Genomic DNA, 15,258 nt, shown 5'->3' on the forward strand with positions numbered 1-15,258 from the left:
GATCAACGGAATTCCGAGGTGCCCTCGTCGTACTGCTCGCCGAGGTTCTTGTTCGTGGTCTCGGCATCCTGCGACCCGGTGATCAGACCCTGCAGCTCCTGCACGATCACGTCGTAGAAGCCGGGGGCGGGCCAGTCCGGGTAGAACGAGAGCCCATCGGCATCGAGCACGCCGTTGAATGTCTCGATCAGGGCTGCGCTCTTCTCGTCGGTGATGTCCGCGGTCTCTGCGGCGACGGGAAGGCCGCCGTTGTTGCCGATGATCGCCTGGATCTCCGGGCGCATCGTGATGTCGATGAACTCATAGGCGAGATCCTTGTTCGCAGCGTTCTCGGGGACGACCCAGAGGTTGCCGGATGAGCCGAGCGACAGATCCGCCCCGGGGAAGGCCTCCATCGTCCAGTCGAAGCCCGTGGCCTCCGAGACGAAGCGACCGAACCACCACGAACCCGACACGAAGATCGGTGAAGTGCCGTTGATGAACGAGACGCCGGCGTCTTCGGCCTTCACCGACGAGACGTCCGAGGCGATGTATCCCTTATCCATGTACTCCTGAAGAGTCTCGGTCGCCGAGGTGATCTCGGGGCCCTGCCAGTCGACCTCTCCGTCATAGAGCTGGTACGAATCGACGAAGCTGCGGTCGCCCTCGAGCAGCGCGAGCTGATACCAGAGCTGGCCGAGGGGATACTCCGCGCCGGCCTCCGCAAGCGGTGTGACGCCCTGCGCGACGAATGCGTCGAGCACATCGACGAACTCCTCGTAGGTGGTCGGGATCTCGAGTCCTGCCGCAGCGAATGCGTCCTGGTTGTAGTACACGCCGACGAACTCGCCGTAGTTCGGGATGCCGAACCAGGTGTCGCCGCCCATGACGCCGTCTTCCGAATACTTCGCCGTGGTCTGCAGCGACGGCGCGAGCTTCTCGTCCCAGCCGAACTCGTCGACAGCGTCCGAGATGTCGGCGATCAGTCCGGTGGAGGCGAGGAAGCCGGCTGTCGCGTTGCCCTTGTTGAACTCCATGAGGTCGGGTGCGGCGTCGGTGTCGAGCACCTGGCTGGCGGTCTTCTGGATCTGTTCGAAGGACTTCTCCTCGAACTCGACCGTCGCCCCGGTCTCCTCCTCGAAGATGGCGATCGCCTCGGCCCAGGCCTTGCCCATCGCGCTGTCGGCGCCCTCGTAGTGCCAGAGCTTGAGGGTCTGCCCGTCACCGCCCTCGCCTTCCGATCCTGAGGTGCAGCCGCTCAGCGCGATACCGGTCACGGTGAGGGCGGCGAGAGCCGCCAACGTCTTCGTCCTGCGGATGTTGCGTGCCATCGTCGGCACTCCTTTCTCGGTGGCCCTGGGGCCGGACACATCGGTGGGTCGGGTGTTCAGTTATGAGGACGACGTCGTCGAAGCGTTTCGATGACGACGGTGCGGAAGTCTGTTCGGTCCGCGGTCACTCGCGTGCGCGAGTCACGGAACCGGCGGGGTGATACTCGGGAGGGATGAGATGCACCTGCGCGGGCGTGCCCGGCTCCTCGAGGTGTCTGACGGCGAGATCCACCGCGAGTTCGCACGACTGCTGCGGCACGAGCGGGATGGTGTCTATCGGCACCGGGAGAGCCGAGGTGTCGAAGGACGCCGCCGCGGAGATCACCGAGACGTCGTCCCCGACGTTCAGTCCGCGGGCGGAGAGAGTCTCGAGAAGCGTTTCATGCACGTCGCCGACGGCGTGGACGATGAACGCGCGGTCGCCTCGATCGAGCGCCTGCTCGACGGCGGCGCGCACGGCCGATGCATCAGTCGTGGTCAGTCCGGTCGTCGCCCACTCGAGGGTGAGGCCTCGCTCGCTCGCGCGGCTCTGCACTCCACGCAGGAGGCGACGGGGGAAGTTCGACTTGCGATAGGACACCTCGGTCTGCCCGAGCAGTGTGACGGCGGTGTGGCCGGCATCCGCGAGCCGATCCACGGCGAGGTGTCCCGCGGCCTCGAAGTCGAGGTCGACGCACGTCAGGCCCTGCGCGTCGTCAGGGATCCCGATGAAGACCGTGGGGGAGTGCACCGAACGGGCGATATCGGCCCGTTCGTCGTCCGGGGCGACGTCGAGCACGAGGATGGCGTCGACGAGGTTGCTCGCGGCCACGCGATTCATGCCCTCAGACGCCTGCTCATCGGTGAGCAGGAGGATGTCGTAGCCGCGGCGACGAGCAGCGACGGCGGTCGCGAGCACGAAGGCCATGTGCGTCGGTGCGTGCGTGTCGGCGCGCAGCGGCTCGGTCAGGCCGAAGATGTGAGTGCGGCGCCCTGCGAGCATCCGTGCTCCCGCATCCGGCTCGTACCCCAGCGTGCGCACGGCGTCTTCGATGCGGCGCCGGGTCTTCTCCGACACCGGGCGCTTGCCGCTCAGCGCATAGGAGACCGTGCTGATCGATACGCCGGCGGCCTCGGCCACCTGGTGGATCGTCGTCATCAGGACTCCATCGTCGCTCGTCGTGTGAATCGTCGAAGCGTTTCGCTAACGTCTCTGGAGCGATGATAGACATTCCCGCTCGCCGAAAGCAAGACTTTTGTGGTTGCTCGCAACAAATTGATGACGGACGGCGCGGGAGCGTTCCCACGAAGAGACCGGACAGGGCGACGGGGCCTCGATGGGGGAGGGGATTCGAGACCCCGCCGCCGGTCTACGACGTGATGCGGATCTGGGCGATGACTTCCGAGTACTCGGTCTCGCCGACCGGCGTGAATCCGACGCGCAGGAAGAACGCCTCCGGGCCGTCTTCGCCGGCCTCATAGATGACGTTGACGTGGTCGAAGCCGCGGGCACGGGCCTCTTCGAGGAGGCTCTCCACCGCGAAGCGCCCTACGCCCTTGCCCTGGCCCTCAGCGTCTACGTTGATACGCCAGAGGACCGAGCGGAAGTGCTCCTCGGGAGCCTCCGCATCGAAGTTGGCGCTGACGAACCCGACGACGTGGTCGCCGTCGAGCACGACCCGCTGCCAGGAGGTCTGCGGATTGATGACGGTCGCCGCGATGCCGTAGGACACCGGAGCGAGGAACTGCTCCTGTCCGGGCTTGAGCGACAGGTTGTTCACGGCGACGATCGTCGCAGCGGAGAGTTCGACCATGCGCAGTTCGGACATGAACACAGGCTAACCCCTCCCGAGGCATCCCACGCAGAAACAGGGAGTATTCGTCGGTTGTGACCCGGAATGACGGAGTGCTGCGCCCCGGGGCACCGTCGTGCGCCCACGCGCCCGGGGGTGCTCAGGTATCTTGGTATCGAGACAAATATGCCCTCGCGAACGGAGAACCTCCTGGTGACCGACGACGCCATCATCTACACCTACACGGACGAGGCACCGGCACTCGCCACTGCTTCCTTCCTGCCGATCATCAAGGCCTACACGGGTCAGGCGGGCATCGAGGTCGAGACCCGCGACATCTCGCTCGGCGGCCGCATCCTCGCCGCGTTCCCGCAGAAGCTCACGCCCGAGCAGCAGGTCGGCGATTCGCTCGCCGAACTCGGTGGCCTCGCCACGCTGCCCGAGGCGAACATCATCAAGCTCCCGAACATCTCGGCCTCGATCCCCCAGCTCAAGGGTGCGATCGCCGAGCTGCAGTCGCAGGGGTACGACATCCCCGACTTCCCCGACGAGCCGTCCTCGCTCGAGGAGAAGGACGTCCGTGCGCGCTACGACCGCATCAAGGGATCCGCGGTCAACCCGGTGCTCCGTGAGGGCAACAGCGACCGCCGTGCTCCCCTGGCAGTGAAGAACTACGCCAAGAAGCACCCGCACCGCAACAAGCCGTTCGCGGAGGGATCGAAGACCCGCGTCGCGACGCTCGGTCACGACGACTTCAAGCACAACGAGCGCTCCTGGGTCGCCGCGCACGACGACGTCCTGAGCTTCCGTCACACTGCCGCTGACGGCACCGTGACGGTCCTGAAAGAGGGGCTGAAGGTCCTGCCGCGCGAGATCATCGACGCGACGTTCCTCTCTGCCGCGCATCTCGACGCGTTCCTCGCCGAGACGCTGGAGACGGCCAAGAACGACGACATCCTGTACTCGGTGCACCTCAAGGCCACGATGATGAAGGTCAGCGACCCGATCATCTTCGGTCACGTCGTCCGCGCCTTCTTCAAGGACGTGTTCGCGCAGTACGGCGACAAGCTCGCCGCTGCGGGTCTGAACGCGAACGACGGCCTCGGCTCGATCCTCGCGGGCCTCGGCGACATCGCCGGCGGCGACGAGATCGCGGCCGCCTTCGACAAGGCCATCGCCGAGGGGCCGCGCCTGTCGTATGTGAACTCCGACAAGGGCACGACGAACCTGCACGTCCCGAGCGACGTGATCGTCGACGCGTCGATGCCCGCACTCGTGCGCAACGGCGGCAAGCTGTGGGGCAAGGACGGCGGCGAGGCCGACACACTCGCGGTCATCCCCGACTCCTCGTATGCGAGCGTCTACCAGGCGGTCATCGACGACGTGATCGCGAACGGCCCGCTCGATCCCGCCACCATCGGAACGGTCCCGAACGTGGGCCTCATGGCGCAGGCAGCCGAAGAGTACGGCAGCCACGACAAGACGTTCGAGATCGCCGCCGCGGGCACCGTCCAGGTGCTCGACAGCGAGGGCACCGTGCTGATCGAGCACGAGGTCGGCGCCGGCGACATCTGGCGCGCCACCCAGACCAAGCACATCCCTGTCATGGACTGGGTGAGGCTGGCCGTCTCCCGTGCTCGTGCGACCGGCGACCCCGCCGTGTTCTGGCTCGACGCCAACCGTTCGCACGACGCGCAGATCATCGCCAAGGTGCACCAGGGGCTCGCCACGCTCGACATCAAGGGTCTGACGATCACGATCCTCGCTCCCGAGGAGGCCACTCGCTACACGCTCGCGCGCATGCGCCACGGTCTCGACACCATCTCGGTGACGGGCAACGTGCTGCGTGACTACCTGACCGACCTGTTCCCGATCCTCGAGGTCGGCACGAGTGCCAAGATGCTCTCGATCGTGCCGCTTCTCGCGGGTGGCGGCCTGTTCGAGACCGGCGCCGGTGGCTCCGCTCCCAAGCACGTGCAGCAGCTCGTCGAGGAGAACTACCTGCGTTGGGACTCGCTGGGCGAGTTCTTCGCTCTCGCGGCGTCGCTCGAGCACTTCGCCGACCGCACCGGCAACGAGAAGGCACGTGTCCTCGCGGAGACGCTGGATGCGGCGACCGGAACCTTCCTCGAAGAGGACCGTTCACCGGGTCGCGCGCTCGGAACGATCGACAACCGCGGCAGCCACTTCTACCTCGGCCTGTACTGGGCGCAGGAGCTGGCGAAGCAGACGAAGGATGCCGACCTCGCAGCGGCGTTCACTCCGATCGCCGCGACGCTCGCCGAGAACGAGGAGACGATCGTCTCCGAGCTCAACGCCGTACAGGGCAAGCCCGTCGAGATCGGCGGGTACTACCGCCCCGACGACGCACTGGTCGAAGCCGTCATGCGCCCGTCCACGACGCTGAACGGCATCGTCGACGCCCTGAGCTGACGACAGCAGAAAGGGCCGGATGCGGGAGCATCCGGCCCTTTTTCGCGTCCTCTCGGAGGAGACTCGGTCCCGCGTGAGAAGATTCCTGCGCGGGCCGCGGGGCCACGCGGTCGAGGAATCGCCGAGCGCGCGTCGATACTGAGAAGAGCCGATGCCCCGGCTCAGTGGAGCTCGGTGATCAGTTGTGGACCGAGACCTCGAGGCCGACCGGTGACCACTCGTACACGAACTTGGCGACGTCGATCGGCATGTTCACGCAACCGTGGCTGCGCGGAGATCCGAAGGCGTTGTGCCAGTAGGTGCCGTGGAAGCCCTCGTCGCCGTTGAAGTACGTGACCCACGGGACGTTCGGCGTCTCGGTGATCGAGCCGTCCGGTTCGCGGCTCTTCATCGTCTGCATCCGCACGTGAGCGTAGACCTTGAAGTTTCCGGTGTCGGTGGGTGTCGCGCTCTTGCCCGACGAGATCTTCCACGATCGCACGACGGCGCCGTTCTCGATGAGAGTCGCCGTCTGAGAGCTCAGATCGACATCGATCTTGCGCACCAGGTTGACGGACTCGAACGGGGTCTCGGAGACCGTGATCGGGATGACGCCGTCTCCGGCTTCCAGCTTCGACGCGACCTCGGAGGCGAGGTTCGACGTGTCGCCGAGCGCGCGTCCGTTGATGCCCTCGGCTTCGGTGCGGAGGATCTTTCCCGCGGAGTCGACGATGTTCGTCGCGTTGACGGGAGCGCGGTCGACCGCCGCGGGAAGCCCGGCGATCGTGGCCTGGATCGCCGTCTCGTCGGCGACGATGCGAAGCTCGCCGTCTTCGTCGACGACCGAGAACCACGTCGAGGCGGTCGCTGCATCGACCGGGACCGTACGCTCTTCGCCGATGTAGAAGCCGATCGTGCCGAGCATCGTGTTAAGCGACGTCGCGACGGTCGTGGCGTCTTCATCGGTGACCGCCGGTGCGGCCTCGGCAGGGTCGCCAGGGAACTCGACGCTGCTGCCGCCGTCGGCGATGGTGTCGACCATGGCGGCAGCGAGCGCGTCGACGTCGACGGCCGTGCCGGTGGCGGACGGTGTGATCACGTAGGCGCCTGTCGCCGCGTCGAACACGACGCCGGCGTCGAGCGGATCTTCGAAGCTCGACGGGACCGCCTCACGGAGTGCGGAGTCCGCCTTCGCCGGGTCGAGCGTGATCTCGGCGGGGACGGGGTCGCCCATCCACATGCTGACGTTCCAGAGCGGTCGTTCGGCGAACGCCTGATCGGCGAGAGCGGTCGCGTCGATGGTGGCGCCGAGATCCGCCCCGGTGAGCACGGCGTCATCGCCTGCGCCGGTGAGCGTGATCTCGGTCTGGGAGACGTGAGCCTGGATGGTGTCCGCTGCGGCGCCGGGCGTGAGCCAGCCCACGGGGATTCCGGCGACGGTCGTGCCCGGTGCGATGAGGATCATCGACGCAGCGCCTGCCCCGAGAGCCAGGACGCCGACCCCGAGGCCGATCCACAGGCCGAGGCGCTTCTTCTTGGGAGCTGGCTCGATGGGTGCCCAGGCGAGTTCCGGGTCACCGCCGCTCGGCGGCATCGAGTCGGTGGGCGTATCGCCGGCTGAGTGCGTAGGCGCTGCAACGGTCGGCCGGTCGCCGGAGGCGGTCGCCTCGGTCAGCTTCTCGGTCTTCGCATCCTGCGCTGAGATCAGATCGGTCACGAACTTCACCCCCCGGTTTCTCACGTGTCCTTAGCGATATGCTACGCGATCGCAGGTAACGGGGAGGCAACGGTCCACAGGTCGGTGCGAATCCCGGGTCGCTCAGTCCGTGACGACGGCGAGTCCGTCGATCTCGACGAGCATCTCTTCGCGGGGGAGCCCGGTGAAGACCGTGGTCCGTGACGGCAGCGGCACGCCGCCGGTGGTGTGAGCCGTGACGAAGTCGCCGTACGCATCGTTCATGATCGAGAAGTCCTCGCGCTTGGTGAGGTACACGCGCAGCATCACGACGTCGTCGAACGTGGCACCGGAGGCCTCGACGATGGCCTTGACGTTCTCGAGGGTGCGAGTGGTCTGCGCGGCGACATCGCCGGGGAAGAGGTACTCGTTGGTCTGGGGGTCGACGGGGCCCTGACCGGAGACCTGCACGATCGGACCCTTGCGGATGCCCTGGGAGAACGTGTGGGCGGGAGCGGGGGCGGCATCGGTCGAAACACGGATCTTCGCAGTCATGTGACCAGCCTAGTAGCCTTGTTAGATGCCTCTACAAATCCCGGATCCTGTACTCGGCCCCTGGACCAAAGGTTTTCCCGCGCACGCCTCGGGCCTGCGCCTCTCGGAGGTTCCGGGCGCGGATCTGCGCCTCTCGGACCTCGTGACACCCGTTCTGACGGTCCATGAGGCGGCACTCGCGCACAACGAGTCGACCGTGTTCGGCTGGGCGGCGACGCAGGGCGTGCTTCTGGCTCCGCACGGCAAGACCACCATGGCCCCGGCGCTCTGGCAGCGACTGCTCGATGCGGGGGCGTGGGGCATCTCGGTCGCGACGCCGTGGCAGGCCGAGGTCGCCGTCGACGCCGGGGTCAGAACCGTCCTGATCGCGAACGCCGTCACCGATGCCGCGGCCTCTCTCCACCTCGGCGACCTGCTCGCCGCAGACGACGACCTCCGCATCCTCTGCTGGGCGGACTCCGTGGTGACCGTCGAGATCCTCGCCGGCGCGCTCGCTGATGCGCCCCGGCCCCTCGACGTCCTCGTGGAGCTCGGCGGGGCCGGGGGGCGCACGGGGGCCCGCACCCTGGAGGAGGGTGAGCGCATAGCACGGGCGATCACCGCATCGCCGGGCCTCCGACTCGCGGGAGTCACGGGCTATGAGGGACCGTTCGGTCCGGATCGCAGTGACGCGTCAGTCACGTCGGTCGACGCGTATCTGTCGAGCCTCGTGCAACTGCACGAGCGGCTGACCTACCCGAGCGGCATACGCCCCGTGCTCAGCGCCGGCGGAAGCTCGTTCCCCGATCGCGCGGCCGCGATCCTGGCTCCGCACCGCGGCGACGCCGACATCGTGCTGCGGTCGGGGGCGTTCCAGATCCACGACGACGGTTTCTACTCGCGGATGTCTCCGTTCGGCGCGCTGACCTCGACTGACCCGCTCCGCTCGGCCATGCACGCCTGGTCGAGGGTCGTGTCTCAGCCCGAAGAGGGACTCGCCCTGCTCGACGCCGGGCGCCGCGACGTGCCGTTCGATCTCGACCTGCCGGTGCCGCAGAGCGTCGAGGGTGAGATCACGGCGCTCAACGACCAGCACGCCTTCCTGAGCCTTGCGCACGGCGCGTCGGTCACCCAGGGCGACGTGGTGCGCCTCGGACTCTCGCACCCGTGCACCGCCTTCGACAAATGGCGAGTGGTCGCGATCATCGATGATCCGGATGCGGCGGATCCGCGCGTCATCGGGGCGGTGGCGACATGCTTCTGAGCGGCGAGAAGCCGGTCAGGGTGTACCGGAACGCCACGGTGGTCGACGGGACGGGAGCCGACCGTTTCGTCGCCGATGTCGCCGTCGAGGGCGCGCGCGTCGTCGCGGTCCTCCGCGAGGGCGATGAAAGAGAGCTCGAACTCCCCGCCGACGCTGTCGAGATTCCGGCGACGGGGCTGGTGCTCGCACCCGGTTTCATCGACATGCACGCGCACAGCGAACTGGCGGTCCTCCGGGGCGCGAGTCACGAGGCGAAGATCCGTCAGGGAGTGACGACCGAGGTCCTCGGGCAGGACGGCCTGGGTTACGCGCCCCTCGACGACGCCACCGCGGCGGTCGTCCCCGCGCAGATCGCTGGCTGGAACGGCCTTCCCGATGACGTCCCGTGGCGGTCGATGGATGACCTGCTCGCCGCGATCGACGCCGTCTCCGTCGCGAATGCCGCGGTACTCGTGCCCCAGGGCAATCTCCGGATGATGGTGGTCGGACACGAGAACCGTGCGGCGACCTCGGGCGAGATCGCCGAGATGTCCGACATCCTGGGCGCGGCGATGGATGCCGGCGCCTTCGGGATGTCGAGCGGGCTGACCTACACGCCGGGGATGTACGCCGACACCGCCGAACTCGAAGCGCTCTGCCGCATCGTCGCCGAGCGGGGCGGGTACTGGGCGCCCCACACCCGCAGCTACGGCGGGGCGGCACTCGAGGCCTACCGTGAGGCACTGGACATCGGCCGACGGACCGGATGCCCCATCCACCTCACGCACGCGACGATGAACTTCGCGCCGAACCGCGGTCGTGCGGCAGAGCTGCTGGCCCTCGTCGACCTCGCCGTCGACGACGGGGTGGACGTCACCCTCGACACCTATCCGTATCTCCCCGGTGCCACGACCCTCGCGGCACTGCTGCCGAGCAGGCTCGCGGAGAGCGGCGATCTGCTGGGTACGATCGCCGCGCTCGACGACGCCGGGCGAGAGAGCGTGCGGGTGGAGCTCGAAGAGATCGGATGCGACGGGTTCCACGGCGAGCGTGCCGACTGGGATGCCATCCAGATCTCCGGGACTGCCGATCCACGGCTGTCGGACCTGGTGGGACGCACGGTCGCCGATATCGCCTCATCGTCGGGGAAGCGTGCCGTGGATGTGGTGCTCGACACGATCCTTGCGGATGCCGGGGCGACAGGCATCCTGATGCACATCGGCGACGAGGACAACGTCCGCGCCATCATGCGTCACCCGCGCCACAGCGGCGGCAGCGACGGGATTCTGATCGGCGCGCGGCCTCACCCCCGGGGTCGAGGCACCTTCCCGCGCTACCTCGGCCACTACGTGCGAGAGCTCGGGGTGCTCACCCTCGAAGAGGCGGTCCGTCACCTGTCCGGCACGCCCGCTTCGCGTCTGGGGCTCGACCGGGGCGATGCGCCGCGGGGGATCATCCGCGAAGGGGCGACCGCGGATCTGGTGCTGTTCGACCCGGAGACCATCGCCGCCGGGGCGACGTTCGAGTCGCCGCACGACACCCCGCGCGGGATAGCCGAAGTGCTCGTCGCGGGAGTGCCCGTGGTCACCGATGAGTCGGTCACGGGATCGACCCCGGGTCGTGCTCTGCGCATGATCCCGCCCGCGCACCGCGCCACCGTTCCGCTCGCGTCGTTCGAGATCGACGCGACCGCACCGCCGTTCCGCTGGACGGCGCGCACCCGGGTCGTCGCGCCGGCGCCGCTCGCCTCGACCGCTGCCCGCCTGAGCGCCCTCCGGGAGAGCGACGGATCGGATCCCGCGATCACACTCCGCGTCGACGAGTCCCTGGCAGGGGAGTCGTTCGCGAGCGGACGCATCGGCGAGGAGGCCTTCCGGGTGGAGGTCTCGGCGTCGGGGATCGATGTCAGCGGCGCGAGCCCGGTCGGCGTCTTCCGGGGCGTCACGGTGCTGCGGCAGCTGCGCGAACCCGGTGCGGAGCAGTCGCGCATCCCCGCAGGCTCGTGGCAGGGCGCGCCCGCCTACGGCTGGCGCGGTGTGATGCTCGATGTCGCCAGGCACTTCCGCCCGATCGACGACGTGCGCCGGCTCGTCGACCTGCTCGCCGACCACCACCTCACCGTGCTCCACCTGCATCTGACCGATGATCAGGGCTGGCGCTTCGAGGTGCCCGGATTTCCGAGGCTCACCGAGATCGGCGCTCGTCGGGAGTCGACGCAACGGGGCCACGGCCCGCTCGCCACCGTCGAACCGGGCGTGCACGAGGGGCATTACACGGATGCCGAGCTGCGCGAACTGGTCACGTACGCCGCCGAGCGCTTCGTCACGATCGTGCCGGAGGTCGAGCTGCCGGGGCACATCCAGGCGGGCTTGGCCGCCTACCCGGAGCTCGGCAACACCGACGTGGGGGAACCGATCACGGCCCCGTGGGAGCGGTTCGGTGTGAATCCTCGGACCCTCGCGCCGACGGAGGAGGCTCTCGCGTTCGGACGAGCCGCGATCGACGCGCTGTGCGACCTCTTCGACTCGCCGTGGATCGGGATCGGCGGGGACGAGGTGCCGGTGGCCGAGTGGGCGCAGAGCGCGGCTGCGGGGGAGCGGATGCGAGAGCTGGGTCTTGCGACACCTCACGACGTTCAACCGTGGTTCACGTCGCACTTCGTCGCACACGTGCGAGCCCGTGGCCGCACGGCCCTGGCGTGGGACGAAGTGCTGGAGGGCGAGGTTCCCGACGGCGTCGAGATCCTCGCCTGGCGCGGTCCGGTCGCGATGCGCGCGGCGCTGCGGCGGGGCATCCCGGTCATCGCGTGTCCCGACCTCGAGGTGTACCTCGACTACCCCCAGTCCGAGTCGGCGGAAGAGCCGATCCGCGTCGGGCCGCCGCTTCCGATCGAGCGTGCGTACACGCTTCGCATCGAGGATGGCGCGTCCGGTGGCCAGGCGAATGTCTGGACCGAGCATCTGCCGACCAGGGACCGAGTCGACTTCGCGATGTTCCCCAGGCTCGCGGCGATCGCGGAGCGGCTCTGGGACGGCGGCGATCCTCCGCCGTTCGAGGGGTTCGCCCGTCGCCTGCCTGCCCACCTCCGGCGGCTCGCCGACGCAGGGGTGCGGTATCGTCCTCTCGACGGGCCGATGCCCCTGCAACGGCGTCCCGGAGTGCCGGGAAAGCCACTCACGCGGGAGGCACGGGAGGAGATCGTGGCGGGGCTCGTGACTCGTCTGATCGACCGCTCCACAAGCGCCGACGAGTCGCTCTCGGCATAATGTAACGTTTTCGTAACCCTCCCTGTGCTACGCGAGGCAGGGGTTGCGCAATTTTTGTTCGTAAGGTCTACTAACAAACATGTCCGTATCGGATGATCCTCGTCCAGCGACGTCGTCAGACTACGTCGCTGCGAGCGCACACGCCTTCGGCCCCGGGCGCCACCTGCGCTCGCGCTCAAAGGTGCTCCCGGAGCACGCACGCGGCCACAATCGCGCGCTCGTCCTGCAGACGCTCTACCACTCCGGTGCCATGAGCCGAGCGGATCTCTCACGGGAGACAGGGCTGACGAGAGTCACCATCTCCGACCTCGTCGCCGAGTTCATCGCCGACGGCATCGTGATCGAGATGGGCGTGCGCGAGACCGTGGGTCCGGGCAAGCCTCCGATCCTGATCGACATCGATCGCGTGGGGCACCAGATCATCGGCCTCGATCTGTCGGGTCCGAACGCCTTCGTAGGCGCGCTGCTCAGCCTCGACGGCGATGTGCTCGAACGCCGAGAGGTTCCTCGTCCGGAGACCGCAGACGGGGATGCCGCCTACGCCGCCACGCTCGAGCTCGCGCGTGCCCTGGCGGCGACCGCGACGCAGCCGATCCTCGGCGTCGGCATCGGCTCGCCGGGTGTCGTCCGCCCCGACGGCGTCGTTCTCAGCTCTCCGAACCTCGGGTGGAGCAACCTCCCGCTCGAGGCCAAGCTCGGGATCGACCTCGATCTTCCCGTGCTCGTGCGCAACGATGCCAACGCCGCCGTCCTCGCCGAGTACACGTTCGGCGAGGCCAAGGCCGACTTCATGCTCATCAAGATCGGTCGAGGAGTGGGCGCGGGAGTCATCACGGGCAGCCAGCCGCTCCTCGGCAGTCGGTTCGCCGCGGGTGAGATCGGTCATGTCGTGGTCGGCACCGACGGCGGCCCGCGTTGCGCCTGCGGCAAGGACGGCTGCCTCGAAGCGTGGCTCAGCGAGACACGCCTGCGCCCGGCCATCGAGGCCGCACCCGGATCACGCGACGAGATCCTCCGCGACGCCGGCACCCGCATGGGCATCGCGATCGCCCCGATCGTCGCGGCTCTCGACCTCTCGGAGGTCGTGCTCTCGGGGCCAGGAGACCTGCTCGACGGTGTGCTGATCGATGCCGCCGTCGAGACCCTCCACGCCCGCACGCTCGAGGGTGTCTTCGAAGACGCTCTCATCCGTCGCACGCAGCAGGACGACATCGTCCTGCGAGGCGCTGCCGTGATGGTGCTGTCCAGTCAGCTGGGCGTCTCGTGATGCGCGTGGGGGACTCGAAGACGAGCAGGAGCGACATCCGATGACGGATGCATTCGCCGCCGACCTCTCCGGTCGGCGGATTCGAGTGGGCCTGGATGTCGGCGGAACCAAGATCGACGCGGTGGCGGTGTCGCCCGAGGGGGAGATCCTCGCGCGCCTCCGCCGTCCGACGGGATGGGGCGAGGATGCGGTCGTCGTCAGTGTCGTCGACGCCGTGGAGGCGCTGGCCGCGGAGGGCGGCTTCGCACGGTCCTCCGTCGAATCGGTGGGCGTCGGCATCCCCGGACTCGTCGACGCCGACACGGGGCGTGTGCTGCACGCGGTGAACCTCGGGGTCGAATCGCTCGACCTCGCAGGGCTCGCAGGTCGCCGGCTCGGCATCCCGGTCCGGGTCGAGAACGACGTGAAAGCGGCAGCACTCGGCGCCGCCGTGCTCCGCGGCATCGAAGGATCCATGGCCTACCTCAACCTCGGCACGGGAGTGGCCGCAGGGATCGTCGTCGACGGCAGCATCTGGCGCGGAGCACGAGGGACGGCCGGCGAGGTCGGCCATCTCTCGGTCGATCCGCGCGGACGCCTGTGCGGCTGCGGCCAGCGCGGGTGCATCGAGACGTTCTGCGGCGGAGGTGCACTGGCACGCGCGTGGGATCGCCCCGGCGCGCTGCCGGTGCGCGACATCCTGGACGCCGCGGACGCCGGAGACGAACTCGCCACGGATCTCCGCGCCGATCTCTTCCACGGCGCGGCGGCCGCGGTGCGCGCGCTCGTGCTCTCGGCCGATGTCGAACGCGTGATCATCGGCGGAGGCCTCACCTCCCTCGGCGATCGCCTGTACGCGGGCGTGCGCACTGCCCTCCAGGCGGGCGCCGAGGCTTCGGCGTTCATGCGTTCGCTGCACCTCGACGAGCGGATCGAGCTGCTCCCGGCGGGTTCTCCCGCAGCGGCCCTCGGTGCCGCCCTCGTCGGATCATCCACCCCCACCAAGGAGACCGTTTCCCATGGCTGAAGTCGTCATAGTCGAGAACGCCGAAGCGGCAGGCGCACTGGTCGCCGCCGAGATCGTCGAGCTGATCGACGGTCGCCCGGATGCCGTGCTCGGACTCGCGACAGGCTCGACCCCGCTTCCCGTGTACCAGGCGCTGCGCGCCAGCCTCGCGGGTCGCGACGTGTCGCAGGTCCGCGGCTTCGCACTCGACGAGTACGTCGGCCTCGACCCGGCGCACCCCGAGAGCTACCGTTCGGTGATCACCCGCGAGGTCGTCGAGCCGCTCGGACTCGACCCCCGGCGCATCCACGTGCCGAACGGCGCTCAGGCCACCATCCAGCACGCAGGCGAAGACTACGAGACCGCCATCGACGCGGCCGGGGGCGTCGACCTGCAGATCCTCGGCATCGGCACCGACGGACACATCGGCTTCAATGAGCCGGGCTCGTCGTTCGCATCGCGCACACGCGTGAAGACCCTGACCGAGCAGACCCGGGAGGACAACGCACGCTTCTTCGATTCGATCGACGACGTGCCGATGCACTGCATCACGCAGGGGCTCGGCACGATCCTGCGCGCTCGTCATCTCGTGCTGCTCGCCTTCGGCGAGGGCAAGGCGCAGGCCGTCGCGGATGCCGTCGAGGGGCCGCTCTCGGCCATCCTCCCCGGCTCCGCGATCCAGCTGCACCCGCACGCGACGGTCGTGGTCGACGAGGCTGCGGCATCGCGTCTGAAGCTCGCCGACTACTACCGCTACACCTATGCGAACAAGCCCGCCTGGCAGGGCATCTGAG

11 protein-coding genes are annotated in these 15,258 nt (G+C 68.4%); 6 read left to right on the forward strand and 5 right to left on the reverse strand.

All coding sequences use genetic code 11. The annotated features are described in order from the left end of the window. Positions 1-2 precede the first annotated feature (2 nt). The 3 genes from MRBLWH13_RS02540 to MRBLWH13_RS02550 form a co-directional block, all read right to left on the reverse strand. Positions 3-1,310: an extracellular solute-binding protein gene (locus tag MRBLWH13_RS02540; protein ID WP_341956753.1), complete on the reverse strand. Its 1,308-nt coding sequence runs from the start codon at positions 1,308-1,310 to the stop codon at positions 3-5. Positions 1,311-1,434: 124 nt separating this feature from the next. After that, positions 1,435-2,448 (reverse strand): LacI family DNA-binding transcriptional regulator, encoded by a 1,014-nt coding sequence (locus MRBLWH13_RS02545; RefSeq protein WP_341956754.1) that lies wholly within the window; start codon positions 2,446-2,448, stop codon positions 1,435-1,437. A gap of 211 nt (positions 2,449-2,659) precedes the next feature. Then, on the reverse strand, positions 2,660-3,118 hold the full coding sequence (locus MRBLWH13_RS02550; protein WP_341956755.1) for a GNAT family N-acetyltransferase: 459 nt from the start codon (positions 3,116-3,118) through the stop codon (positions 2,660-2,662). A gap of 177 nt (positions 3,119-3,295) precedes the next feature. On the opposite strand from MRBLWH13_RS02550, the gene MRBLWH13_RS02555 reads away from it, so the two are divergent. Continuing rightward, positions 3,296-5,515 carry an NADP-dependent isocitrate dehydrogenase gene (locus MRBLWH13_RS02555; RefSeq protein WP_341958375.1) on the forward strand — a complete coding sequence of 740 codons (2,220 nt, stop codon included), beginning with the start codon at positions 3,296-3,298 and terminating at the stop codon, positions 5,513-5,515. Positions 5,516-5,693: 178 nt separating this feature from the next. On the opposite strand, the gene MRBLWH13_RS02560 is transcribed toward MRBLWH13_RS02555, so the two are convergent. Continuing rightward, complete coding sequence (locus tag MRBLWH13_RS02560; protein ID WP_341956756.1) at positions 5,694-7,220, reverse strand: L,D-transpeptidase family protein; 1,527 nt, start codon at positions 7,218-7,220, stop codon at positions 5,694-5,696. Between the two features lie 93 nt (positions 7,221-7,313). After that, positions 7,314-7,724, reverse strand: a complete 411-nt coding sequence (locus MRBLWH13_RS02565) for a RidA family protein (protein ID WP_056508469.1) — start codon at positions 7,722-7,724, stop codon at positions 7,314-7,316. 25 nt (positions 7,725-7,749) lie between these two features. Here MRBLWH13_RS02565 and MRBLWH13_RS02570 point away from each other — a divergent pair, with 25 nt between their 5' ends. From MRBLWH13_RS02570 to nagB, 5 genes are all read left to right on the forward strand, one after another. Continuing rightward, positions 7,750-8,967 (forward strand): alanine racemase, encoded by a 1,218-nt coding sequence (locus MRBLWH13_RS02570; protein WP_341956757.1) that lies wholly within the window; start codon positions 7,750-7,752, stop codon positions 8,965-8,967. After that, positions 8,958-12,212, forward strand: a complete 3,255-nt coding sequence (locus MRBLWH13_RS02575; RefSeq protein WP_341956758.1) for a family 20 glycosylhydrolase — start codon at positions 8,958-8,960, stop codon at positions 12,210-12,212. The genes MRBLWH13_RS02570 and MRBLWH13_RS02575 overlap by 10 nt, the downstream gene beginning before the upstream one ends. Positions 12,213-12,291: 79 nt before the next feature. Then, the gene (locus MRBLWH13_RS02580; RefSeq protein WP_341956759.1) at positions 12,292-13,479 is read left to right on the forward strand and encodes an ROK family transcriptional regulator; all 1,188 of its coding nucleotides are present in this window, start codon (positions 12,292-12,294) and stop codon (positions 13,477-13,479) included. Between the two features lie 40 nt (positions 13,480-13,519). Beyond that, positions 13,520-14,485, forward strand: coding sequence for an ROK family protein (locus tag MRBLWH13_RS02585; protein WP_341956760.1), 966 nt, complete (start codon positions 13,520-13,522; stop codon positions 14,483-14,485). After that, complete coding sequence (nagB, locus tag MRBLWH13_RS02590; protein ID WP_341956761.1) at positions 14,478-15,257, forward strand: glucosamine-6-phosphate deaminase; 780 nt, start codon at positions 14,478-14,480, stop codon at positions 15,255-15,257. Before MRBLWH13_RS02585 ends, nagB begins: the two co-directional genes overlap by 8 nt. Position 15,258 lies beyond the last annotated feature (1 nt).

The sequence above is a fragment of the Microbacterium sp. LWH13-1.2 genome (assembly GCF_038397735.1).
GTDB lineage: Bacteria > Actinomycetota > Actinomycetes > Actinomycetales > Microbacteriaceae > Microbacterium.